General features: G+C 26.0%; 22 protein-coding genes and 1 other RNA gene. 11 read left to right on the top strand and 12 right to left on the bottom strand.

Annotated elements, in window-relative coordinates; genetic code table 11:
• Positions 1-2 precede the first annotated feature (2 nt).
• The gene (locus AC4KN9_RS03030; protein WP_491017186.1) at positions 3-1,781 is read right to left on the bottom strand and encodes an ABC transporter ATP-binding protein; all 1,779 of its coding nucleotides are present in this window, start codon (positions 1,779-1,781) and stop codon (positions 3-5) included.
• A gap of 290 nt (positions 1,782-2,071) precedes the next feature.
• Between AC4KN9_RS03030 and AC4KN9_RS03025 the strand changes: the two genes are divergently transcribed.
• Genes AC4KN9_RS03025 through AC4KN9_RS03000 form a run of 6 tightly spaced genes read left to right on the top strand, consistent with a single transcriptional unit; the run spans position 2,072 to position 5,891 of the window.
• Positions 2,072-3,124, top strand: a complete 1,053-nt coding sequence (locus AC4KN9_RS03025) for a siderophore ABC transporter substrate-binding protein (RefSeq protein ID WP_491017185.1) — start codon at positions 2,072-2,074, stop codon at positions 3,122-3,124.
• Between the two features lie 15 nt (positions 3,125-3,139).
• Positions 3,140-4,144, top strand: a complete 1,005-nt coding sequence (locus tag AC4KN9_RS03020; protein WP_491017184.1) for an ABC transporter permease — start codon at positions 3,140-3,142, stop codon at positions 4,142-4,144.
• The gene (locus AC4KN9_RS03015) at positions 4,141-4,653 is read left to right on the top strand and encodes an iron chelate uptake ABC transporter family permease subunit (protein ID WP_491017183.1); all 513 of its coding nucleotides are present in this window, start codon (positions 4,141-4,143) and stop codon (positions 4,651-4,653) included. Before AC4KN9_RS03020 ends, AC4KN9_RS03015 begins: the two co-directional genes overlap by 4 nt.
• Positions 4,641-5,141, top strand: a complete 501-nt coding sequence (locus AC4KN9_RS03010) for an iron chelate uptake ABC transporter family permease subunit (protein WP_491017182.1) — start codon at positions 4,641-4,643, stop codon at positions 5,139-5,141. The genes AC4KN9_RS03015 and AC4KN9_RS03010 overlap by 13 nt, the downstream gene beginning before the upstream one ends.
• Positions 5,138-5,698, top strand: coding sequence for an ATP-binding cassette domain-containing protein (locus AC4KN9_RS03005; protein WP_491017181.1), 561 nt, complete (start codon positions 5,138-5,140; stop codon positions 5,696-5,698). Before AC4KN9_RS03010 ends, AC4KN9_RS03005 begins: the two co-directional genes overlap by 4 nt.
• Complete coding sequence (locus tag AC4KN9_RS03000; protein WP_491017180.1) at positions 5,661-5,891, top strand: hypothetical protein; 231 nt, start codon at positions 5,661-5,663, stop codon at positions 5,889-5,891. The genes AC4KN9_RS03005 and AC4KN9_RS03000 overlap by 38 nt, the downstream gene beginning before the upstream one ends.
• Before the next feature lie 235 nt (positions 5,892-6,126).
• On the opposite strand, the gene AC4KN9_RS02995 is transcribed toward AC4KN9_RS03000, so the two are convergent.
• The 6 genes from AC4KN9_RS02995 to AC4KN9_RS02970 are packed head-to-tail and all read right to left on the bottom strand — an operon-like array spanning position 6,127 to position 14,430.
• Positions 6,127-6,627 carry an alpha-amylase family glycosyl hydrolase gene (locus tag AC4KN9_RS02995; protein WP_491017179.1) on the bottom strand — a complete coding sequence of 167 codons (501 nt, stop codon included), beginning with the start codon at positions 6,625-6,627 and terminating at the stop codon, positions 6,127-6,129.
• 4 nt (positions 6,628-6,631) lie between these two features.
• Positions 6,632-10,126, bottom strand: a complete 3,495-nt coding sequence (locus tag AC4KN9_RS02990; RefSeq protein ID WP_491017178.1) for a UvrD-helicase domain-containing protein — start codon at positions 10,124-10,126, stop codon at positions 6,632-6,634.
• Positions 10,113-10,379 carry a hypothetical protein gene (locus AC4KN9_RS02985; RefSeq protein WP_491017177.1) on the bottom strand — a complete coding sequence of 89 codons (267 nt, stop codon included), beginning with the start codon at positions 10,377-10,379 and terminating at the stop codon, positions 10,113-10,115. Before AC4KN9_RS02985 ends, AC4KN9_RS02990 begins: the two co-directional genes overlap by 14 nt.
• 16 nt (positions 10,380-10,395) lie before the next feature.
• Entirely contained in the window at positions 10,396-12,201 is a 1,806-nt protein-coding gene (locus AC4KN9_RS02980) for a PD-(D/E)XK nuclease family protein (protein ID WP_491017176.1), read from the bottom strand.
• An 8-nt stretch (positions 12,202-12,209) separates the two neighbouring features.
• Positions 12,210-13,478 carry a PD-(D/E)XK nuclease family protein gene (locus tag AC4KN9_RS02975; protein WP_491017175.1) on the bottom strand — a complete coding sequence of 423 codons (1,269 nt, stop codon included), beginning with the start codon at positions 13,476-13,478 and terminating at the stop codon, positions 12,210-12,212.
• Positions 13,479-13,485: 7 nt separating this feature from the next.
• Complete coding sequence (locus tag AC4KN9_RS02970; RefSeq protein WP_491017174.1) at positions 13,486-14,430, bottom strand: ROK family glucokinase; 945 nt, start codon at positions 14,428-14,430, stop codon at positions 13,486-13,488.
• A gap of 167 nt (positions 14,431-14,597) precedes the next feature.
• Here AC4KN9_RS02970 and AC4KN9_RS02965 point away from each other — a divergent pair, with 167 nt between their 5' ends.
• Complete coding sequence (locus AC4KN9_RS02965; protein WP_491017173.1) at positions 14,598-15,197, top strand: QueT transporter family protein; 600 nt, start codon at positions 14,598-14,600, stop codon at positions 15,195-15,197.
• A 45-nt stretch (positions 15,198-15,242) separates the two neighbouring features.
• Here the strand turns inward: AC4KN9_RS02965 and AC4KN9_RS02960 are convergent, their stop codons facing one another.
• Complete coding sequence (locus AC4KN9_RS02960) at positions 15,243-16,079, bottom strand: barstar family protein (RefSeq protein WP_491017172.1); 837 nt, start codon at positions 16,077-16,079, stop codon at positions 15,243-15,245.
• A gap of 108 nt (positions 16,080-16,187) precedes the next feature.
• Here AC4KN9_RS02960 and trhA point away from each other — a divergent pair, with 108 nt between their 5' ends.
• Positions 16,188-17,012 carry a PAQR family membrane homeostasis protein TrhA gene (gene trhA / locus AC4KN9_RS02955; RefSeq protein ID WP_491017171.1) on the top strand — a complete coding sequence of 275 codons (825 nt, stop codon included), beginning with the start codon at positions 16,188-16,190 and terminating at the stop codon, positions 17,010-17,012.
• Positions 17,013-17,420: 408 nt separating this feature from the next.
• On the opposite strand, the gene AC4KN9_RS02950 is transcribed toward trhA, so the two are convergent.
• From AC4KN9_RS02950 to AC4KN9_RS02940, 3 genes are all read right to left on the bottom strand, one after another.
• Positions 17,421-17,876 (bottom strand): hypothetical protein, encoded by a 456-nt coding sequence (locus tag AC4KN9_RS02950; protein WP_491017170.1) that lies wholly within the window; start codon positions 17,874-17,876, stop codon positions 17,421-17,423.
• Between the two features lie 14 nt (positions 17,877-17,890).
• A complete protein-coding gene (locus AC4KN9_RS02945) occupies positions 17,891-18,286 on the bottom strand; it encodes a hypothetical protein (protein ID WP_491017169.1) in 396 nt (131 codons plus the stop codon).
• Between the two features lie 683 nt (positions 18,287-18,969).
• Positions 18,970-20,379, bottom strand: a complete 1,410-nt coding sequence (locus AC4KN9_RS02940) for an aldehyde dehydrogenase family protein (RefSeq protein ID WP_491017168.1) — start codon at positions 20,377-20,379, stop codon at positions 18,970-18,972.
• 168 nt (positions 20,380-20,547) lie between these two features.
• Here AC4KN9_RS02940 and AC4KN9_RS02935 point away from each other — a divergent pair, with 168 nt between their 5' ends.
• Both AC4KN9_RS02935 and AC4KN9_RS02930 read left to right on the top strand, forming a co-directional pair.
• Positions 20,548-21,417 carry a VOC family protein gene (locus tag AC4KN9_RS02935; protein WP_491017167.1) on the top strand — a complete coding sequence of 290 codons (870 nt, stop codon included), beginning with the start codon at positions 20,548-20,550 and terminating at the stop codon, positions 21,415-21,417.
• A gap of 62 nt (positions 21,418-21,479) precedes the next feature.
• Positions 21,480-21,776 (top strand): hypothetical protein, encoded by a 297-nt coding sequence (locus AC4KN9_RS02930; protein ID WP_491017166.1) that lies wholly within the window; start codon positions 21,480-21,482, stop codon positions 21,774-21,776.
• Positions 21,777-22,033: 257 nt separating this feature from the next.
• Here AC4KN9_RS02930 and AC4KN9_RS02925 read toward each other — a convergent pair whose 3' ends face one another.
• Positions 22,034-23,254 carry a glycosyltransferase family 2 protein gene (locus AC4KN9_RS02925; RefSeq protein WP_491017165.1) on the bottom strand — a complete coding sequence of 407 codons (1,221 nt, stop codon included), beginning with the start codon at positions 23,252-23,254 and terminating at the stop codon, positions 22,034-22,036.
• 164 nt (positions 23,255-23,418) lie between these two features.
• Here AC4KN9_RS02925 and ssrA point away from each other — a divergent pair.
• Positions 23,419-23,764: a transfer-messenger RNA gene (gene ssrA, locus AC4KN9_RS02920) on the top strand.
• The last annotated feature ends 5 nt before the right edge of the window (positions 23,765-23,769 follow it).

The following is a 23,769-nucleotide window of genomic DNA, read 5'->3' as shown; positions in this document are numbered from 1 at the left end:
TTTTAACCCATTATATGATTATCTACTCTATTATATAGAGTATAATATTCACCTTTCTTTTCTAATAATTTTTTATGTGTTCCTTTTTCCCTTATTCCTTTTTCTGTTAATACTATGATTTCATCAGCGTTTACTATAGTTGATAGCCTGTGAGCAATTGTAATTGTTGTTCTTCCTTTAGATAGTAATTGTAACGATTTTTGAACTATTTGTTCACTTTTATTATCTAAGGATGATGTCGCTTCATCTAAAATTAGTATTGGTGGATTTTTTAAGAAAACTCTAGCAATGCTTATTCTTTGTTTTTGTCCACCAGACAACATTACACCCCGTTCTCCTACATATGTGTGGATGCCATTTGGTAGATTATCAATAAATTCCATAGCTCCTGCCATTTTACATGCATTTATTATTTCTTCATCTGATGCATCTAATTTTCCATAAGAGATATTTTGAGCAATTGTACCACTAAATAGATATACATCTTGTTGAACGATACCGATGCTATTTCTCAATGATTTTAATTTTATATTTCTAATATCAATACCGTCAATAGTTATTTCACCATAATCAACATCATAAAATCGTGGTATTAAATTAGTTAAAGTAGTTTTTCCACCACCTGACGGACCTACTAAAGCTATTTTAGAACCAGCTTCTATATATAAATTCACATTATTTAAGACTAATTTTTTATCTTCAATATCACTAGAATTATTGTAAGAAAATTGAACATTGTTAAATCTTATATTTCCCTTTACATTTTCTAATTCTATTCCGTTTTCTGAATCTATAATTTCAGGTACTGTATCCTTAATCTTAAAAAATCTTTGTATTCCTGTTATACCTTTTTCAAATACATCTATGAAATTTATTATTCTTGCTATAGATGATAATAGTGTCGTTGTAAACATACTATAAAGTATATAATCTCCAGAAGTTATTTTACCACTCATTAGAAAAATACCACCCAACACAATGACAGATATATGCATTAAAGCATCAAATACTTTTGTTATTGCATTAAATTTTGCCATTTGACTGTAAAATTTAGCTTTAATCCTAAAGAAAACAGAGTTTCCTTTTTCAAACTTCTCTATTTCAATTTTTTCATTAGAAAAAGATATTATAACCTTTATACCCAATAAAGAATCTTCTATACTTGAATTAATTTCACCAATTTGATGTCGCTGTGACATTTGTTCAATTCTAATTTGTTTTCTCGTTTTATTTGTTAGAATTAACATTAATGGAATCATGGAAAACATAAGCAGCGTCATAGGAACATTTATTGAAATTAAAATCACAAAAGTTACCACAATTTTTACTATTGCAACAAGAAATTCTTCAGGACAATGATGGGCAAATTCTGTCACATCAAATAAGTCTGTTGTGACTCTTGCTAAAAGTTGTCCAATCTTGTTTTTACTAAAGAATTCGTCACTTAAATATTGTATATGAGAAAACACTTCTTTTCTCATATCTTTTTCAATCTTAGCTCCCATAATATGACCATATTTTTGCATATAAAATGTAGATAATACTTCTACTGCTTTTAATATAATATATATCGCTGTAATTATTAAAATATATTCAAGTGTCAATTTTGATATGTCGTCTGTAGCAATATTTATTATACTTCTTAAAATTAATGGTAACGATATTTCTGCAACTACTGTGAGTATAGCAGCTAACATATCACTTAAAAACAAATTTTTATATTTTGCGTAATATGGGATAAATCTATTTATTAATTTTATTGAATTGTATTCATTTTCCATATAATCTCCTGTCTTAAATTATATTATATAATTTTGTTTTAATTATATAGTAATATACCTCTTAAACATTTCATTAAATTATAACAAAAAATTAATTTTTTATAAAGTTTTATTGGTATGTATTTTTCAATGTTTCTTTAAAACTAGAGTAAAATAGTCTGGTTTTATTCCTTGATTTATTGACATCGCTTTTTATTTTCCCTATACTTAAATATGTTAAATAAAACTTTAACTGAATATTCAAAATCTCTAGAGAAATGATAAAACTACAAAATAATTAAGAGGTGAAAATGAAACTATTAAATAAAAATAAATTATTTATGGCATTATTAATATTAACGATGATATTTGTATCATGCACAAAAAATAATGATAACAAAACAAGTGAATCCAAAAAGGAGACTGTGAAAGAATCAATAAAGGAAGAAACTAAAGATTCAAAAGAAACCATGTCTGAAAAAAAATCTACAACTATTGAAATAGAAGATAATAGAGGAAAACACAAGGTTCCTTTAAATTCAAAGTCTATAGTTGTTCTTGATAGCAGATCTTATCAAACTATAGAAGATTGGGGTATTAAGTTAAAATCAGCTCCGAAATTAATTTTACCTGTAGAAAGTAAAATAAAATCTGACGAAACTGTAAAAGACTTAGGAAATCATAGAGAGCCAAAGTTTGAATTACTTGCAGCTGAAAATCCAGAGATAGTAATAGTAGGTCAAAGATTTGTTCAACACTATGATACTATAAAAAAATTACTACCTAATTCTATAGTTTTAGATATAAATATTGAACTAAAGTCAGATGAACCAGGTAAATTATTAATAGATGGATTAAAGAGAAATACAGAAATTTTAGGAAAGATTTTTAATAAAGAAAAAGAAGCAAAAGATTTAATTTCTAAATTTGACACTGCTGTTAAAACTGCTAAAGATATCAAAACAGATAAAAAATTTGCCGGTTTAATAGTTTCAGGAAATAAAATAGGATATTCTGCACCTGTTTCAGGTAGAGTATGGGGACCAGTATTTGATATCTTAGGTTTAAAACCAGCATTAAAAATCAATAACGCAAGTTCAGATCATAAAGGTGATGATATTAGCGTTGAATCAATTGCACAAAATAATCCTGATGCTTTATTAGTATTAGATAGAGATGCTGCCTATGGCAAAAAAGAAAGTAAATTAGCTAAAGATGTTATCGAAGGTTCTAAAGTTTTAAAAGAAACAAATGCTTTAAAAAATAACAAGGTTTATTATGCACCAAAAGAAACTTATGCTAATGAATCAATACAAACATGGACTAAAATATTTACTGAATTATCTACATTTTTAAATAAATAATAAATGAGGAATTGATTGTTTAATAAATCAAATAGAGACCTAAAGACTGAAAACAAACAGCCTTTAGGTCTTAAAATTAATAAAATTAAATATATAAAAATTTTTAGTGTTTTACTTGTTATTCTGTCAATAACTTCCCTGCTTACTGGATCTTATGATATAAGCACTAACAAAAGAGGTTTAGAGATTTTTTTAATTTCTAGAGTTTCTAGAACATTAGCAATAATTTTGACTGCTGTTGCCATGTCCGTATCCGGTCTGGTAATGCAAATTATAACAAGAAATAAAATGGTAGAGCCAACAACCACTGGAACACTCGAATGGGCTGGTTTAGGTTTGATATTTATAAGCGTGTTATTACCATCACCTACTGTTTTCCAAAGAACTATCAGTGCTATTTTTTTCTCATTTATTGGAACAATAATTTTTTTCTTCCTTATAAGGAGGGTTAAACTTAAATCTTCGGTAATAGTTCCAATTATAGGTATAATGTACGGAGCCATTGTATCTTCTATTTCTACTTTTATTGGTTTAACACTAAACATGACGCAAATTTTAGGAGTATGGTTTTCTGGATCTTTTTCAACTATTGAAAGTGGTCGATATGAACTTTTATGGATTATAATATTGGTAACAATTGCAATATATAAATTTGCTGATAAGTTAACCGTAGCCGGTTTAGGAGAAGATATATCTATTAGCCTTGGCATAAACTACGATAAAATCATTGTTATTGCTACACTTTTAATATCTATGACAATAGGGATTGTAGCATCTGTTATTGGTTATATTCCTTTTTTAGGATTAATCGTTCCTAATATTATTTCAAAATATTTTGGTGATGATTTAAGGACTAATTTACCTATTGTAGCATTAATGGGAGCTATTGTCTTGCTTGCTTGTGATGTTTTAGCGAGAATTATTATAATGCCATTTGAAGTGCCTGTATCCTTAATAATGGGAACTTTAGGTGCTGCTATATTTATATTTTTACTATTAAATAGAAAGGTGATCAAATGATATTTCATTTATCTTTTAGAGATAAAAAAACATTATACTCATATTATTTGAAAATTTTTGTTTTTTTTATATTATCTTTATTGTTTACATATGGGTTACTTGTGTATAATAATCCTGTACCGATAGACTCTCCTTCATTTCTTCCCGTTGTTCAAAGAAGAATTGATACAATTATTGCCATTTCGATTGCTTCTGTATGCCATAGTGTAGCAACAATAAGCTTTCAAACCGTAGTAAATAATAAAATAGTTACACCCTCTTTATTAGGTTTTGGAGCTTTATATTCTACTATACAAACAGCTACACTTTATTTTTTTGGATTAACTGCATTAATTAATTTTACAGGAAATTACGCATTTATTTTTCAAGTAATTATAATGGTTGTTTTTTGTTTATTACTTTATTATTGGCTTTTAGCTAATAATAATAGCAATATACAACTACTTTTATTGGTCGGTATTGTTTTAGGATCCGGATTAAATCCATATCATCTTTCATGTCAAGATTAATCTCTCCAAACGAGTATGATATTTTACAAGCCAGATTATTTGCTTCAGTAAATAATTCAAGTAATGAAAGCTTTCCAATAGCTATACCTATAGTTATAATCTGCACGCTTTTATTATTGCTGAATTCTAACAAATTAAATGTAATAGGACTCGGAAAAGATATTTCTATTAATTTAGGTGTGAATTATAAAACTATGACCATATACATGTTAATATTAATTTCTATATTAATAGCTGTAAGTACTGCATTAATTGGACCAATTAATTTTTTAGGTTTTTTAGTAGTAATGCTAACTTATCAAGCCTGTCCCACTTTTGATCATAAATATATGCTTCCAATGTCTATATTTATTTCGTACTTAATTTTAACAGCATCATATTTTATAATGAACCATATATTTTATGCTCAAGGTGTTGTTGCAATAATAATTGAATTATTTGGTGGCATAACCTTCCTATTTATCTTATTAAGAAAGGGAAATCTATGATAAAAATAAATAATGTAAAAAAAATATATTCCAAAGAAGTTTCAATTGGTCCATTAAATCTTGAAATCCCTAAATCTGGTATCACATCACTGATAGGTCCAAATGGGGCTGGAAAATCAACATTACTTTTAATGATTGGTCGTCTATTAGAAATGGATGAGGGACTTATAAAGATTGCTAATTTAAATGTTCAAAAATCTAAATCATCTGATATCGCAAAAATCATAACTATATTAAGACAAGAAAATCACTTTGTGACTAGACTTACGGTTAGACAATTAGTTAGTTTTGGTCGTTTTCCGTATTCTCAAGGTCGATTAACATTTGAAGATCAAGTAATAATTGATAAATATATTAACTTTTTATCATTAAAAGATTTGGAAAATAGATATTTGGATGAATTATCAGGCGGACAAAGACAAAGAGCTTATGTAGCAATGGTTTTATGTCAAGAAACAGAATATGTTCTGCTAGATGAACCATTAAATAATCTTGACATATCAGAGATCCGTTCAAATGATGAAACATTTAAGAGACGCATGCGAAAAATTCAATAGAACAATCATTTTAGTTATGCATGATATTAATTTTGCAGCACGATACTCGGATAATATTATTGCAATGAAAAATGGAGAAATTATAGTTTATGATACAGTAGATAAAATAATGAATAAAGAAATTTTATCTAATATATATGACGCAGAGATTGATATAATAAATACTGATAAGGGATTAGTAGCTGTTTATTAACTTTTAATTATTTCAGCAATACTACTAATATAAAATATTTGATAAGTACTTTTTAAAACAATTAAAATTGTATTTTATTATAAAATACAATTTTGATTGTTTTATTTATGATTTAGTAAAACTCACTATTTATGTTAATTATATTCATTTCTATAATATAAAAAATCGTCTATTTTAAGATTATATTTGAAGTTTTTTTCTTACAGGTTAAATATAATATATTATATTATTTTTTTTAAACTACTGCCTGATATGGCATTAAATTTTCAAGACTTGTTGAGCTCATTTCTCCAACTGTAATTAATTCATTAAAACCTCCTCTTTGAGACAACTCTTTTAGGTATTTATGAATATTAGGACCATCAGTATAAAATTTTCTATCATCACCAGAGAAATCGTCTTTATACTCTTCAAGTTTAGAGATTAAATTAATTACATCTAGTCTAAATCCTGCTACACCTTTTGTCTTCCAAAATTTAACAATATCAAAAATTTCCTCTCTAACCTCTGGATTATTCCAGTTTAAATCTGCTTGCTCAACATGGAATAAATGTAAATACCATTTATCTAAACATTCAATATATTTCCAAGCACTACCTCCAAATTTTAAAATCCAGTTTGTTGGTTCTTTTCCTTTTTTAGAATCTTTGAATATATAGTAATCTTGATATTTTTTATCACCTTTAATAGCCTTTTGAAACCATTTATGATGTGTAGAAGTGTGATTGAATACCATATATTTATTTTATAATAGTAGCCTTTCCATGCATAACCCAATAAAGTATTTTTTCCCTTACCTTTTTTCCTGTAGCTTCTTCTAAACCAATTTTATATAATTCTAATTGTTTTTCATATAAATTATTGTCTATTTTTCTATTTGTCTTAAAATCAACCAATACTATTTCATCATTTTCTATAAAAAATAAATCAATTTGTCCATCTACGAGTACTTTATTTTCTCTTTCTTTAATATACATAGTAAATGATTTTTCTCTAAATACATTATTTGATTTTAATATTCTTTCATATAAATCTGAATCTAGATATTTTTTTATTATTTCTATATCTATAGATTTATATTCTAAAGGAGAAATAAAATCTTTATTTTGTAAATCCTTCAGAAATTTTTTTATTTCTTCATATGATGTAATTTTATTTTCTATTTTTTCAAATATAAAATGGTATAGGCTACCCTTTATAATCGGATCTAAATATTCTGAGTTTTCTGTAGCAAACATAGGACTTCGTAATTTTATTTGATATTTATATTCCGGGTATATTTGTTCAAATTCCTTAAAATCAGAACTCATATTTCTTTCTTTTGCAGAAATTTGACTTACCGTTTTCTTAAAAGGTATATCTTTTTTGTTATCAATATATTCATGATTTATAATTCTTTCAATAGTCTCATCTTTTTTAAATTTAGATTCAAAAAATTCGTATTCTATAGTATTATCAACATTTTTAATTTCCTTATATAAATCTTTGATATGGTATTCATTATGTCTATAATTAATATAGTCGCTTATATTTTGAGATCTTATAGCATAATATATCCAGTCGTGATATGATTTCATTCTTGATAAACTACATATCGGAATTTTAATATCTTCTTCCTTACCTGATGATATTAAAAACAAATTAGATTCTGCTCTTGATAGTGCAACGTATAAAATTCTCATTTCTTCTGAAAGTAGTTCTTTTTCTTTTAAATCGTTTATAAGTATTTGATTGATAGATTTTTTATATTCATCCTTTTGTTTGTCATATAATCTTATTGCTATACCTAATTTATCGTTTATAGAAATCTTTGATTGTAAATCATTTTTATTAAAACCTTTGTTTAAATTTATTAAAATAACATTTTTAAATTCTAATCCTTTTGATTTATGGATAGTCATCAAACGTACGACATTGTCTTCCTCTGATAAATCTGCACCAGCTTCCCTTTCTGATAATTTTTTTTCAATCATTCTATCTATATAATTTATGAATGAGGAATAAGTTTGAAAGTTATTATTTTCAAACTCTCTTGTTTCATCAATAAATATCTTTATATTTTCTAGAGTTTTATCGCCATTTTCTTTAGAAAGAACATAAGACATATGACCTGAATCTACTAAAACGTTCCATATAAAATTAGATATAGATTCATGTGGTACTTCTTGTCTGTAATTTTCTATTTTATCTATATAGTTTACTATTTTAGAAATAATCTCGTCACTTAAATCATCTCTGCCTTTATAGTCGTAAAATCTTTTATAAAATGATTCATTTGAAACTTCCCCTCTAATTTTAGCAATTTCTTCATCTGTAAAACCACCTAATGTAGATGTAATTGTCGAAAGTAAAACTATATCATCTTTATCATTATCTATCGCCTTTAAGATTTGAATAAATACTTTTAATTCTATATCTTCATATGAAAATACGCTTGAATCTGAATAATTTGGTATACCTATCATATCTAAATATTCTTGAGTTTTTCTAATAGGTTCAGATGTTCTAGACAATACAACTATATCTTTGTAATCATTACCTTTATTAATTATTTCATTTATCTTTTTTGCAACTAAAATTATCTCAGGATTTATTTCTAAAATTTCATTCGAAAATTTTTCTGAATCATTACCTGAAATTGCCTTAGCTTCGTGTTCTGAAAGGTTTTTACATATATAATTTGTCTCTACAATAGAATTTCCGTTATATTCATCTTTTCCACTATTAAATCTATGACCCGATGAGTTATATTGTACATCTCCTAGTTCTTCCGACATTATTGAATTAAATACAATATTATTAAAATCTAAAAGATTTTTTTCAGATCTAAAATTTTTTACTAAATCAATTGCTAAATTATCTCCTACTCCATTAGCATATAAATTATATCTATTCTTAAAAATATTGGGATCTGCCAATCTAAACTTATATATACTTTGCTTTATATCTCCTACAAAAAATAAATTAGTATCAGATTTTATTTTTTCTACTATATAATTTTGTACCTGATTTGAATCCTGGTATTCATCAAAAAATATATACTTATATTTATTTTTTATCTCTTCTACAACCTCTTCATCTTCTAAAAGTTTTATAGTATAATGTTCCAAATCATTGAAATCTAATGAATTTTGTTTTAACTTGCTTTCTCTAAATTTTTCATCAAAATTTTCTAAAATTATATAAATTACATTTAAGATAGATTTCATTTTTATTTCATATTCAACTTCTTCATTAAAATTTATATCATTTATTTCTTTAACTAATGTCTTAAAAGGATTTCTATAAACATCTATCAATGAAGATATATATTTTGAAAATTTAGTCAATTCATCGCTTTTGTTCACCTTTATATTTCCAGCTTTTTTCTTAGTAGAAAATTTAAAACTATCGGAAATAGATTTTAAGTGTTTAAAATTAGATATATTACTAATACTGTCATTTAAGTATTCTAAATCAGCTTCTAATGTTAGAAAATATGGATCACCAGATTTATCGTTATATAAAGATTTAATATATTCCATAGTTGATAAAGCATCTGTTCTTAGATCTTCAAACTTGTTTTTGTATATTTTTGTTATTTTTTCATCTAATTTATCTATATTTTCTTGCTTCTTAAATTGTTCTTTATCATTATATAAATTTATTTTTTCTCTTAACCAACCAAATGGATTAACTTGAGATTGTATAAATCTATATATTTCAAATAGCATTTCTTTTATTTCTTCATCAGAATATTTTCTAGAATAATCTCTAATTAAATCTAGAAATCCTTCATCCTCTTTTTGATATAAATCATCAAAAATTTTATTGATTATCTTCCATTTTATTAAATCAAGGCTAGAACCTTTTAACAACTTAAAATCAGGACTGACTCCCAACTTATAGAAATATCCTCTTAACAATGTTACACAAAATGCATGCATTGTTGAAATTTGAGCATTAATTATCTTATTATATTGTTTTTGATAAAATTTCTTTTCGTATCCAGCTGCATTAATTATCTTTTTTTGTAATTTCTTTTTAATTCTATTTTTCATTTCACTAGCAGCTTTGTTAGTAAAAGTTACAATTAACATATCTTGTATATCGATATTCTCTTTTTCCATTATATTAATAATTCGCTCAACTAAAACCTGAGTTTTACCTGCACCAGCCTGAGCAGAAACAATTATATTCTTATTTTTTTCATACATTGCTCTTTTTTGATCATCAGTATATTTAACTTTGCTCATCATCATTCTCCTGTAATATTCTAAAAAGTTCATCAACGCTGATTTCACTTAAATAATTATATTTTAGACCTTCCTGTTTATCTATAGTTTTATAATTACTATATTCATATGATGTAACACCGTTAAGCATATATGGAGAAAGCGAAATATTTCCATCCAAAATATTTTTAATAGTATCTTTTAATTTATTTTCATTTAGCTTAAATAATTTAAAAAACATTTCTTCTGGTATAGAATTATCCTTTTCTAACAACGCATATTTATTTCCCCTAAAAGAATATATGTTCTGATTTTGAGGCTTTACTCGAATCACCAAAATTGAGATCTTCAAATAAATCTTTGTTATCATTGATTAATCCATTTAATTTCAATTCCTTGGGTATTTCTATTATTTTTTCTATATTTATAGAATCTTCATTTTCTTGTAAAATTATTTTTTTGCTTAAATTTTGATAAAATGCTCCTAATGGTTTCCCATCTTTTACACTTTCTATGGCCGCCCTTAGGTAAAGCATAAGTTGAAGATCAATACCGTAATATACTTTATCTATATCAAAAGTTTTATTTCCTGTTTTATAATCAACAACTCTAAAATATGTTTTTCCTAAGTAATTAAAAATATCTACTCTATCAATCTTTCCTTCTATATTATATTCTTTTCCGTCTATATTTAATTTTATTGCTGGAAATATCTTAGAATCTCCATATTGTTCCTCAAAATAAATTTGATTTATGTTGTTTCCAAGTTGTTTTAATATAATTGCAGAATATGTTTTTGCATATTCCTTCATGTGGCTGATAAAGAAATTATTTTTTTTATCAGCAATTTTATATTTTTCAAAAGTTTTATCTATAGTTTCCGAAAAAATATTATCAAAATCATAATTTTTATTGATATAAACATCATTTATAAATTTACTTAAAAACTCATGAATTACATTTCCCGTATCTAATCTAGAAATATCATAAGTATTATCTTCTCTTGGTTTTATTCCATATTTAATAAAATGTTCATAAGGGTTAGAATTAAAGCTTTCAAGCTGACTAACGCTAAACTTTGAACCTTTGTATATTTTTGAAACGATATCCTTACTTAATTTGGGTCTACTCATATTTTTATTTTGTAGATTTAACGCTAAATTAATATTTGTAAAGTTTTTATTATTTTTTACAGCTTCAAGTATATTACTTAAATAAGTATATTCTACTTCTGAAAAATTATTTTGATGGCCTTTTTTTATTTTATTTACTATATTAGGCAAATATTTTGCCAATTTTGTCCTGCTATATATATAATCCTTATAATTATCTGTTGATAATAAAATATTTTCTTTAGGTATCATCACATTTATCCAATTTAAGATTGACGAAGGTAGCATAGATTCATTTGAGGAATCAACTAAACTGTATGAAAATGTAATTTTTTCTTCACTAGAATTTAGCAATGTATAGAATGAAAGTAAGTCATTTGAATTTATATATTCCTGCAAAGTATTTAATTCAAATCCATTTTCTATTAATTCATTTTTTTCATCTTCGAGAAAAATATCATTGGTTTTATTTGAAATTGGATAAAATAAGTTTGTCATTCCAATAACATAAAGTTTTTTAACTTTATTAAATCTTGATCGCTTTATATCACCTATAATTACATTATCTTGGCTTGGAGGAATAATTCCTATCTTAAAGTTATCTATTACAGACAATAAAATATCACAATAATCTGAAAAGCTAATATTATTTTCTATATTTATCGAATATAAATCATCTAATGAATCTATAAAAGAATCCCAAATTAGTATTAATTCATCTAAATATTTTTCATTAGTTTTAGAATAATATTTAGATATAGATTCTAATATATTTTCATTCGCAAAAAACTTATATACTAAGCTTGTAAATTCTTTGAAATCACGTTTTCTCTTATTAAAAATAAGATTATTTTTAATATCCTCGTCAAATAGATTTATAAAATAGTTTCTTATTTCATTAACAATTTTAAAATCTTCGAAATCTTCTTCTTTGTATCTAGAATTTAGAATATCTTCTGAAAAATATTTATCATCAAATATCATTTTTGATTCTATTTTCCTTTTTCTATATATTTTTGAAATGTATTTATTTTTCTGCTTTCAAAGTCAAAAAAAGATGCCTTTAAGAATTGTGTTATACTAACTGTGCTCATATTGGTAATTAATAAATCTATAGATGCTTTAATAAATTTTACCATTGGATTATCTAATAAATCTCTCTTCTCATCAATAAAAAAAGGAATTTTATTCAATTTAAAATTTCTTTTTATTTTTGATGAATATTCAGATATATTTGTACATAAAATAGCAATATCTGAATATTCATAATTCTCATCTATAATATCTTTTTTAATATTAATAGCAAGATTCTCTATTTCTTCACTTGTATTATTTGATCTCGATATTTTTATATTTTTTAATTTTTTATCTGAAAATATCTTTTTGATTTTATCTATATCATAATTAAACATATTATCAGTTAAAACTTCAATTTCATTTAGTGAATCTTTGTTATTATCAGTGATAATGTTTATATTCCCATTTACTTTTTTGTATAATTTTTCATAAAATTTTTTTGAGATATCAAATATATCAGAGTCTCCAATACTATTTATGTCGTATCCATTCGATATTAGCCTACTGTCAAGCGTAAGATTTAATACTGTTTTATGTGAAATTTTTTGTATTTCCAATAGTATTTCCAATTCATATGGAGACATATCATTAAATCTATCATAATAAAATGAAATGTTTCTATATTCGTTCATTTCAGATATATTGTCTATGGCTAATCTTTTTTTATTTTTTATTGTATAGTCTGATAATTTCCTTAATTTATTTAATTCTTTTATCACTAAATTAATATCATTAAGCTTTTTATATAGTTCAGGATTATTAAAATTGTTATCATCTAATAACGTTGATATATCTAAATCATTATCCTCAATATACTCTATAAAAGAAATTAATAACTCTATAAACTTTTTATCATAAATATTTTTTTGAAAAACTCTTAGTTCTTTTTTTAAGCTTATAAGTATCATTTGAATCATTACATATTTAGATTTATCCGTTAAAAAATTAAGAGCTCTTCCCCCTTTTTGATACAATACCTCATCTAAAATAGTCTTAAAACTTTTAACCCTAACATTTAATGTGGATTTAAAATTAAATTTCTCAAATATTTCTATTTCAGTTCCAAGTGTAAATTGTTCAGGAACGATAACATAAACTATGTTATCATTGGCTATGTCATCTTGAATTAACTCATAAAACTTATTTTTGTTTTTATTAATATGTCTTGAAACTATAATATCCATAATATTCCTAACTTAAAATTAATTTTGCAGCACCATATATGCCTGCATCGTTTCCTAATTTTGCCAATTTAAATTGACAATCAGACGTCACTGAAAATGCCATTTCTTTATATGATTTTTTTATCTTATCTAGTAATAAATCTCCAGCGGCAGAAACTCCTCCACCTATTACAAACATTGAGGGATCCATAATTGCTGAAATGATTCCAAATCCTCTTCCTAAATGACTTGCGTAAATGTCTACAATTTCATTGGCAACTTTATCTCCATCTTTAGCTGCATCAAATATTTCCTTTCCACCAATAAAATCTAAATTTTTCAATACCGTTTCTTTATCATGTTCAAAAATATAATCTTGAGCAATATACTCTAAACCGGTAGCTGACGCTACCTGTTCAAAACACCTATTTCCACCACAACCACATGTTCTCTTTAATGGTTTTTCTAAAAATGGTATGTGTCCGATTTCTCCACCTGAGCCAGTTGTTCCAGAAACTATATTACCATCTACAACAACACCACCACCTACACCCGTACCAAGTGTTACCATTACAATATTTTTCAATCCTTCTGCTGCACCTTTCCATAATTCACCAAGTGCTGCTACATTCGCATCATTTTCAACTAATACTTCAAAACCTAATCTATTTTCTAAATATTCTTTAACATGAACATTTTCATACCATCCAAGATTTACAGCAGTCTTTGCAATTGATTTATGTAAAACGGGACCAGGTATTCCTAATCCTATTCCAATAAAATTTTTTTTATCTAAATTATACTTTTTAATTATTTTTTCTAAATAATCCCCCAATTCAGGTAAAATATATTTACCATTATCATCAATTCTAGTTACAATGCTAGATTTATCTACCAACTCCCCATCTACAGTAAATAGTCCAAATTTCATACTTCTACCGCCAATATCAATACCAACTACATATTTTTGCATTTTTCCCTCCTCATACATTATCTACAAATTTTGTAACGTTATATATTTATTATATCAAAAATAAATAGAATAATTAATTAGACAATAAAATAAAATTATGATAATCTTTTTTAGTCTACATAGACAAGTGTTTACTTGGCACCCACTAAAAAAATCAAGGAGGAAAAATGAACAAATTGACACTTAAACAAATATCTCAACAATCTATTATCGCAGCTCTCTATGTTGCATTAGTTTTAAGCATGGGAGGATTGGCTTATGGACCAATTCAATTTAGATATGCTGAAATTATAAATTTACTCGCTTTTTTTAATCCAGTACATAGTATAGGGATTACATTAGGTGTATTTATATCTAATTTTTGGTCTGAATTAGGTGTTGTAGATCTTTTCTTTGGAACATTTCATACTGCAATTTCTGTATTTTTAATTTCAAAATCTAAAAATATTATTATTGCATCTCTATGGCCAACTATATTTGCATTTATAATCGGATTTGAATTATCTTTTATTGCTCAATTTGGTGATATTTATATAATGACACTACAAGTTATGCTTTCAGAATTTATAATCATGACACTTATTGCTGTTCCTATTTTTAGATTTTTATCTGAAAGTAAGCAATTTGTTAATACAATTGCAAAAAAAGAGAGATTAAAAGAGATAAATACTCTAAATTCATCAAATATATATCCATATATTTTTGTAATAGTTTCAATTATAATATTTATTTTTTTAGTAGTATTTAACATAATTAAAATAGCATAAACAAAAGTGAATTGATTAGCTGATCAGCTAATTAATTCACTTTTATTATTTTCTATTATGTTTTTGCGCATTTTTTACATAGTCATTTGCATTTCTTATAATCGATTCTATTTCTTCCATCGTTAATTCTCTTACAACTTTAGCCGGACTTCCTAATACAAGTGAACCTGCTGGAATTATTTTTCCTTTTGTAATAAGAGAACCCGCTCCTATTATAGTATTTTCTCCTATTACAACATCATCTAAAATAATGGAACCCATTCCAACTATTACATTATCATTTATCTTTGCTCCATGAATAATTGCACTATGACCGATTGTTACATTTGATCCTATTTCCACATTTGAATCATGTGATAGATGTATAACCGAATTATCCTGTACGTTAGAATTCTTTCCGATTTTAATAAAATTATAATCGGCTCTTATTGTTGCATTATACCAAATATTAACATTTTCTTCAGTTAAAACACTACCTATTATTCTTGCACCTTCTGCAATATATGTTGAATCTGATAATTTTATTTTTTCATCGCCTAAATTTTTTAGCGTAAATTTATCTTTGTTAGACAGATTATTTTTTTTTGTATAATTTAAATCATCTCTAAAACATCCAGCATAAATATAATTAACATTGAACTTATCTTTTTCATTTAAATTATCAAATAGTTTTAATACACTTTTACCGTAATCTCCTAAATTTTCAAGAATTTTATCAGTATTCATTATTAAAATGTCTAATTCATTATTTTCAAATAATAAATCAGATAAAGAATTAATATTTCTAGCATAATAACTGGGAAGATTGAATTTATCTTTCATTATATCGTGAAATGCTTCTTTATTCTTAAAATCTTTTGCATCTAATACTATATTTTTCATATATACCCTACCTTTATTTACTGAATATACTTGACCTAATAATATTTTATCATAAAACCAAAAAATAAAATAATTGATAATATGGTAAAATATTCTAGGAGGTATTATATGGAAAAACAAAATAAAAAATCTTTATTGCGAGAATATAATAAACTTAAAGAAAATATAGATTCATATAAAAAACAAAAAAAATTCCTAGATTATAAATTAAAGCAAGATAAAATAAAATTTAAACAGATAATTGGTAAAATAACAGTTCTTAATATTAGTAAAGATGAGAATCCCAATTTATATAAAATTAAAGAACAAAATTTAAAAAAGAAAAATAATATTATAACAGAAGTTTTTAATGCTATAACACATGGATTGGGTGTAATTTTAGGAATTATCATATTAATTTTATTAATGTTAAAATCTAAAAATAGTGTAGAGATTGCTGCGTATTTAATTTATTCAATTTCCTTTATTCTATTATTTTTATCATCTACCCTATATCATAGTTTAAGCTTTACAAGAGCAAAAAAAATATTTAGAATCATTGATCACTCGTCAATATTTCTTTTAATAGCAGGTACCTATACACCATATTTACTTATTAGCTTAAAAAACAAAAGTAGCTTTTACTATTTTGTTGGAATTTGGATAATTGCTCTTATAGGAATATTATTAAATATTTTTATGTTTAATAAAACTCTAAAAATAGGCGTGTTACTATATATTGCTATGGGTTGGATAAGTATAATTATGATAAAAGATTTAATGAGTATAATTTCTCCAATGGGTATATTTTTCTTAGCGCTTGGTGGGCTAACTTATACTGGAGGAGTATACTTCTATAAGAAAAAGTCAATGAAATTTTCACATGTGATATGGCATTTATTTGTATTGGGTGGTGCGTTATTAATGTTTATTTCTATTTACTTGTATGTATAAAAGAAGGTGGTGTTGCAGATTAGCTAAATCTAGTCTGTTCACCATCTTTTTTCTTAAATATTTGAATTAAGACATTACAGTCTAGTCTGAAATTTTTGATATTTCAAAATTTTATTCATACGCACCTAAAAATGGTTGAACTTAATAAATCTATGCTTTTTTACAAGTATTTTTCTAAGCAGTTTTACATTTTATGATTTTCAAATTGTTTTTAATTATCTTTGATGTTAATTTTTTTTAGTTTAAGGCTCTAAAATTAAAAGAAATACCAAGTGTTGGAAAAGAAACTCAAATTAAATTGTAGATATACTTTAAAAAAATCAAGAAACCCAGAAGATGTTGAAATATCAATGTTATTCTAGGTTTCTTTATGCTTTAACTGTTAAACTCAGGAATTGTTAAATTTTTCTATTTCATAGAAATTTTATCTAACATATCATAAAACTCTTTGTTTCCTTCTTTAATTTCATAAAATGTAGAATTATTACCTGGCAATGATTCATGCAATTCTAAAATATTGTTATCTGAAATACTAACAAGATACTGTTTATCCTTAGATTTTGCAGACATTGTGTACATTTTATTCCAATTTTCAAAGTGTTTATTTCCATGAATTTTAAATTTCATATTTTTAACAATTTTGATTAATTCCTTATTTTGTTCTGTTGTTATATCAAAAGTATTTGGTTTAATATTTTCTTTACTTAAGTCATTTGAAGTTATCACATTAATAGTTTGAAACTCAAAATCATTTGAAAATATTTCTTTTCCAGGTTTTATTCTATTTTTATTAAACCACATTATTACTAAAATGATAAATGCGATTAAAATTATTAGATAAATAAAATTTCTATATTTTTTCATAATACTTTTTCCTTTTATTTAATAGAGAACACTTTTCCACCAAATTTAACATTTCCTAGTCTTTCAATCCATGGATTATAAATAGCATTCCATGCTTTTCTATCTGGCTTACTGAAATGTTCTGTTTCAACGGTTGTATAATTTGTATAATAATCTGTTATGGTTCTTTTCCCAGGTAACGTAACTGATTTTTGGAATCTATACTTAGCTTTTTGAGTTAAAGCTGCATAATCATAATTTCCTGTTGAACCTTCTCTTACATAAGTATGCTTTTCAATTTTTTCATCTATATGAAGTTTAGCTTCAAATTCTATTTTTGTTGATGTATAAACTGGTTTTGGAAGCATGCTGTAAATTAATTCTGAAATTGTATAAGCTACCCCAGCTTTTGAATTCACAGAACCAATCAAGAGTCCTGCTGAAGTAGATATTATATTTTCTATTTTTACGCCCTTTAAATTCCCCTATGTATTCTCTCTAATTAAAACACAAATAGAAAATACTATACTAAAAATTTTAGTTAATAGTTTTTTGTTCATTTTTATCTTCTAATTTAAAATAATTTAATAAATTGAAAACGTAATATTATGTATATTCTTATATAAAAAAATATAAGCCTCTATTTATTAAAAGTATCACCATTCCTGTACCTATGGTTATTAATATAATTTTTCATAAATCCCTTCCAAATTTTAAAATCATTTTCTTTAAATTATTTTATAATATACTTTTTTGTAAAACAATAGCTTTCTCTTTTAGGCCTACATAAATTTTTCTCATAGACGTTTTTCTTCTACAAAACTTTTCATATACCCCTTCGATAATTTCACATCCGAGTAATTTACTTGTGTGTTCATTAAAGACGATAGATTGTAGAATGAACTGACCTTCTTAAGTTAGTTTTTAGGTCTAACTTTTGGGGGTCAGTTCAAGTTTCTCGTCTTTTTTGTGATTGGAAACTTATGCAACAGCCCCTTGATTTATTTAAAATTTTTAACAATTTATATTTAGTACATTGATTTTCATTTTATTATTAATATTAGCAAAAAATTTATGTTTTCTATAATTAATAATTAAATTTTAACACTTACCCCTACTGTCTCACATTAATAGTCTTAGTCTCCAAGTACTCTTCCAAACCTTCAATCCCACCTTCTCTACCATAGCCACTCATCTTGTAGCCACCAAAAGGTGTGCCGGTTTCACCAGGTCCATCATTTACAGTAATTGTACCTGTACGGATTAACTTAGCAACTTCGAGAGCTTCTTCTTGATTTCCAAATACAGCACCGGATAATCCATAGTCTGTATCATTGGCAACTTTTATAGCTTCTTCTTTGTCTTTTACATAGATGATACAAAGTACCGGTCCAAATATTTCATCTCTAGCGATAATTGAATCATTATTTACATTATTAAAGACTATTGGATTTACATAGTAACCTTTTTCAGGGAAGTCATAGTCTCCTTCTATTAAAACATCAGCTATCTTTCTACCTTCTTCAATATATTTTGTTACCTTGTCATATTGTTTCTTGGATGATAGAGGCCCAGATATACTATTTAGGTGATTTGGATCCCCGACTGTAAAATTAGGAAATTGTCTCTTAACTTCTTCTTCAAATTCTTCTCTTAGAGATTCTAAGACTATAGCACGTGACCAAGCAGCACAGGTTTGACCTGCATTTCTAATCACTATACCAAGCATCTTCTCCACTCCAAGTTCTAGATTTTCCTTGTCTAAAAATATTGCTGGTGATTTACCACCTAATTCTAGAGTAGTTCTTTTTACAGTTTCTTGAGCAAGTTTTGCAACTTCACTTCCACCTTTTGTAGATCCCGTAAAGGAAAGTACATCGATATTTTTATTTAAAGCAATGGCATTACCAACTTCGCCACCAGCTCCTGTAACTAGATTTAATACTCCCTTTGGAAGACCAGACTTTTCAAGACCATCTACTACATAGTAAGCTACTAGAGGTGTCTGTTGACTTGGTTTTAGTACTATTGTATTACCAGCTAAAATGGCAAATACAACTTTTTGAATTATTTGTCCAAGAGGATAGTTCCAAGGAGTTAAACAACCAATAACCCCAGCAGGATCTTTAACAATAAGAGCACCACCATCTCTTCTTGAAAAATCATAATCTTTTACTATTTCAACATATTTTTCGATACGATCTATTTGTGATTCTACATGTGTCTTTTTAGAAAATTCAATTGGAGCTCCTAATTCTTTAGTAATCAATTCAGCAATTTCATCAAGATTTTCTCTTAGATAATCTGCGAATTTTTCCATTATTTGAATTCTATCTTCAAGACTAGTTAAACTGAAACTTTTAAAAGCTTTTTTTGCAGCTAGAGCTGCTTTTTCGACATCTTCTTCATTTCCTCTAGGAACTCTTCCAATAATTTCATTTGTCGCTGGATTTTCTACTTCTATAAACTGACCAGAAGTCGAGTCTGTATACTCACCATTTATATAGAGTTTTTCGAAATTCATAATACCTCCGTTTGTATTTAACAATGTACACTTACATTATTAATACCCTTGTAAAAATATTTTAAACTAAAAAAGTTTAAGTGAGACAATAATGACAATTGGAATTACTAAGTTTTACAAGCTGAAATAAGGGTATATTTTAGATGTATAAATAAATGGAGGAACTAAATGACATTTAAATTAAAAAAAAATATAAAGATTGGAAAAGTATCCTTAAATGTAAAGGATTTGAATCTTTTAGTAGATTTTTACACAAATAAAATTGGACTCGATTTGATAAAAAACGAAAATGGTATTGCTGAATTGGGAGTTGATGAAAATGTACTTTTAGAACTGGTGCAAGTTGACAAAGAAATAGATAAGAAAACAACAGGACTTTATCACATAGCATATTTGGTGCCTACGAGAGCTGATTTAGGGAATGCACTATTTAGCTTGTTAGTGAAAAAAGCACCTTTATATGGTGCTTCTGATCATGGCTATTCAGAAGCTCTATATTTGAATAATCCAGAAGGAAATGGAATTGAAATATATGCAGATAGACCTAAAGATAAATGGGATATTAGAGAAGATGGAACTATAGCAGGTTATACTCTAGCTATGGATGCAGAAGGAGTTTTAGGAGAAAAAACTACTGATATTCCAGTAAATCTTCCGGAAGGAACAGTAATTGGTCATATCCACTTATCTGTAAAAGGTTTAGATGAAACAAAAGACTTTTATACAAATATATTAGGTTTTGATAATAAATTTGAATTTCCAAGACAAGCAATTTTTATTGCAAGTGGAATATATCATCACCATATAGCTATAAATATTTGGGATTCAGCAAATATGAGTCTTAGAGAAGATGGAGATTTGGGATTAAACTATTTTGAAATAATAGTCGAAGATAAAGAAGAACTAGATAGGATAAAAACTCATTTAGAAAATAATAATATTTCTATAGAAAAAGTGAATGATGGACTTATGGTGAAAGATAATCAGAATATAAAGATTTTATTAGATACTAGTACTTATGATATTTATAAAATCTAATATTACTCTAAACTCTCTTTTTACGGTATTATTTTAATGAATTGACCGGCAAGAGTATAGAAGTGTTAGTTTATAGTGATGTAGCCTTTAAGGATCCTGTAGGTGGTACCTGGGAGCTTGCCAATCCGGTTGTGTTTCCCACTTATACTAAAGGTCTAGGAGGCATTCCATATAAAATTAAGATAAAGCATATAGCTGATACAGAATTAAAAGATTCTGATAATAGTGAAACTATAAGAAGAATCAAAGATAAGATAAATGAAAAGAAAAATAAACTAAAAGATGATAAAGGAAGTTTAAATCCTCCCCCAAGACAAATTATATATTTAGTTGGTACACTATGTGTTTTGGTGTCTTGAAGTGGTGATAAAGGTACCCCTTTAGTACTTATAAAAGGCTACTTTGATAATTTTGCATCCGAGTAATTTACTTGTGTGCTCATTAAAACGATAGATTGTAGAATGAACTGACCTGCTTAAATTAATTTTTAGGTGCGTATGAATAAAATTTTGAAATATCAAAAATTTCAGACCAGACTGTTATGTCTTAATTCAAATATTTAAGAAAAAAGATGGTGAACAGACTAGGTTTAGCTAATCTGCAACACCACCTTCTTTTATTTTATACTTACTTCAACTTTACTATCATGTTTCATTTCTTTCCATTCAATATTTTTTATAAATCCTGCACAAATATTTATTGGAATCCATGATGTTAAGAATATACCGAAAAATAGAATTCCTTTCCACATTGGCAATATTGGTTTTTCATTTATTGCCAAAATAAATAAAGCAAATATCGATGGGACTACTATCATGCTAAGTAGATTAATTCCAAACATTGTAAATCCTACTATATATGTAGTTTTAATGCATACTAAAATTGTAGCTAATACCATTTCTATTAAACTAAGATTACTTATTAGATTCATACTTAAAAATGCTACATTATCAAATCTCTTAATTTTACCTTCTTTGAATATTTGAGAAATTAATTTTTTTATATTTAAATCAAAGCCTTGTCTAAGTCCTACTGTCCACCTCATCCTTTGATGCCATGAATCTTCAAATGTATTTGGCTGTTCATCATAAAATATAGCATTTTCACAAAATCCAATCTTTGCTCCATGCATAGTAGTTAAAACGGTAAATTCTAAATCTTCAGTAATAGTCTTTGTATTCCAACCACCTAATTCTTCTATAATGGATTTTGTAGCCATAAATCCACAACCCACTAAAATATTATTTATATTCATTTTATTTCTAGGATAATTGTAAAATGAATTTATTAAATAATGGTATATTGTATATGCTCCTGATATTGCAGATTCATGAGGATTTTTAGAATCTCTAAATCCTTGTGCTACACTATAGCCATTCTCAATAGCATTATTCATTTCAATTAAAAAATTTGGTGTTACAATATTATCGGCATCAAAAATTACATATGCTTCATAATCTTCATGTTTGATTAAGTAATTAAACATTTCATGTAAAACATCACCTTTAGTTCTCACTGTACCTTCAACATCAAATAGTCTAACTCCTAATCTTTCTGCAACACCACGAGTATCATCTGTGCAGTTATTTGCAGCCACTATTATCTCATATCTATTTTTTGGATAGTTCATATTATGTAGGGATTCGATTAATTTCCCAATAACTTTTTCTTCATTTCTCGCAGCAATCAACACTGCAAATTTATTAAATTTTTCACTTTTCCTAACTTCTTTATCTTTCTTAAAAAAATGTAATCCAATAAAAAACTGATATATTGTAAATGGCAATAATATCATCCCCAAAATAAATACAATAACAGTTAATATACTTTCTAACATAGTACCTCATTTCCAAATAACTATTTTATTTAAGCTTATTATACCATAATTGTTTATATTTGTTATTACATTATAGTTATATAATTTAAATTTTACGAATTTTATTATGTTTTTCTATTTTGACAAATTGTATACTTTTCTATATAATTATAAAATAATATAAGGGGGATACTCTGGTTTCGACGGGAATTTAGAACAAAAATAAGCATGTGGAAGGGCATACTTCCTAAAAATAGCAAATTAAATTTAAACGCAGAAGATAATAACTTCGCTTTAGCAGCTTAATTACTGCTTATGCTAATTGGTAGGACCCGTAACTATCAATTAGTATCATATATATCGGGAAATCTATTTAGCAAAGCTTTGAGCTACATAGGAATTTATGAAGCTACTATTTTAATGGTTTTGTTGATTATCAGTTAAAATGGGAAATATTCAAATCAACTAAACATGTAGAAAGTTTTTCGGAAAGATTTTCGGACGTGGGTTCGATTCCCACTATCTCCACCAATGTA

The sequence above is a fragment of the Helcococcus sp. SA-HE-C1 genome (genome assembly GCF_985670335.1).
Note: the sequence above shows the minus strand (reverse complement) of the source record. Positions and strands in the feature narration are given on the sequence as shown.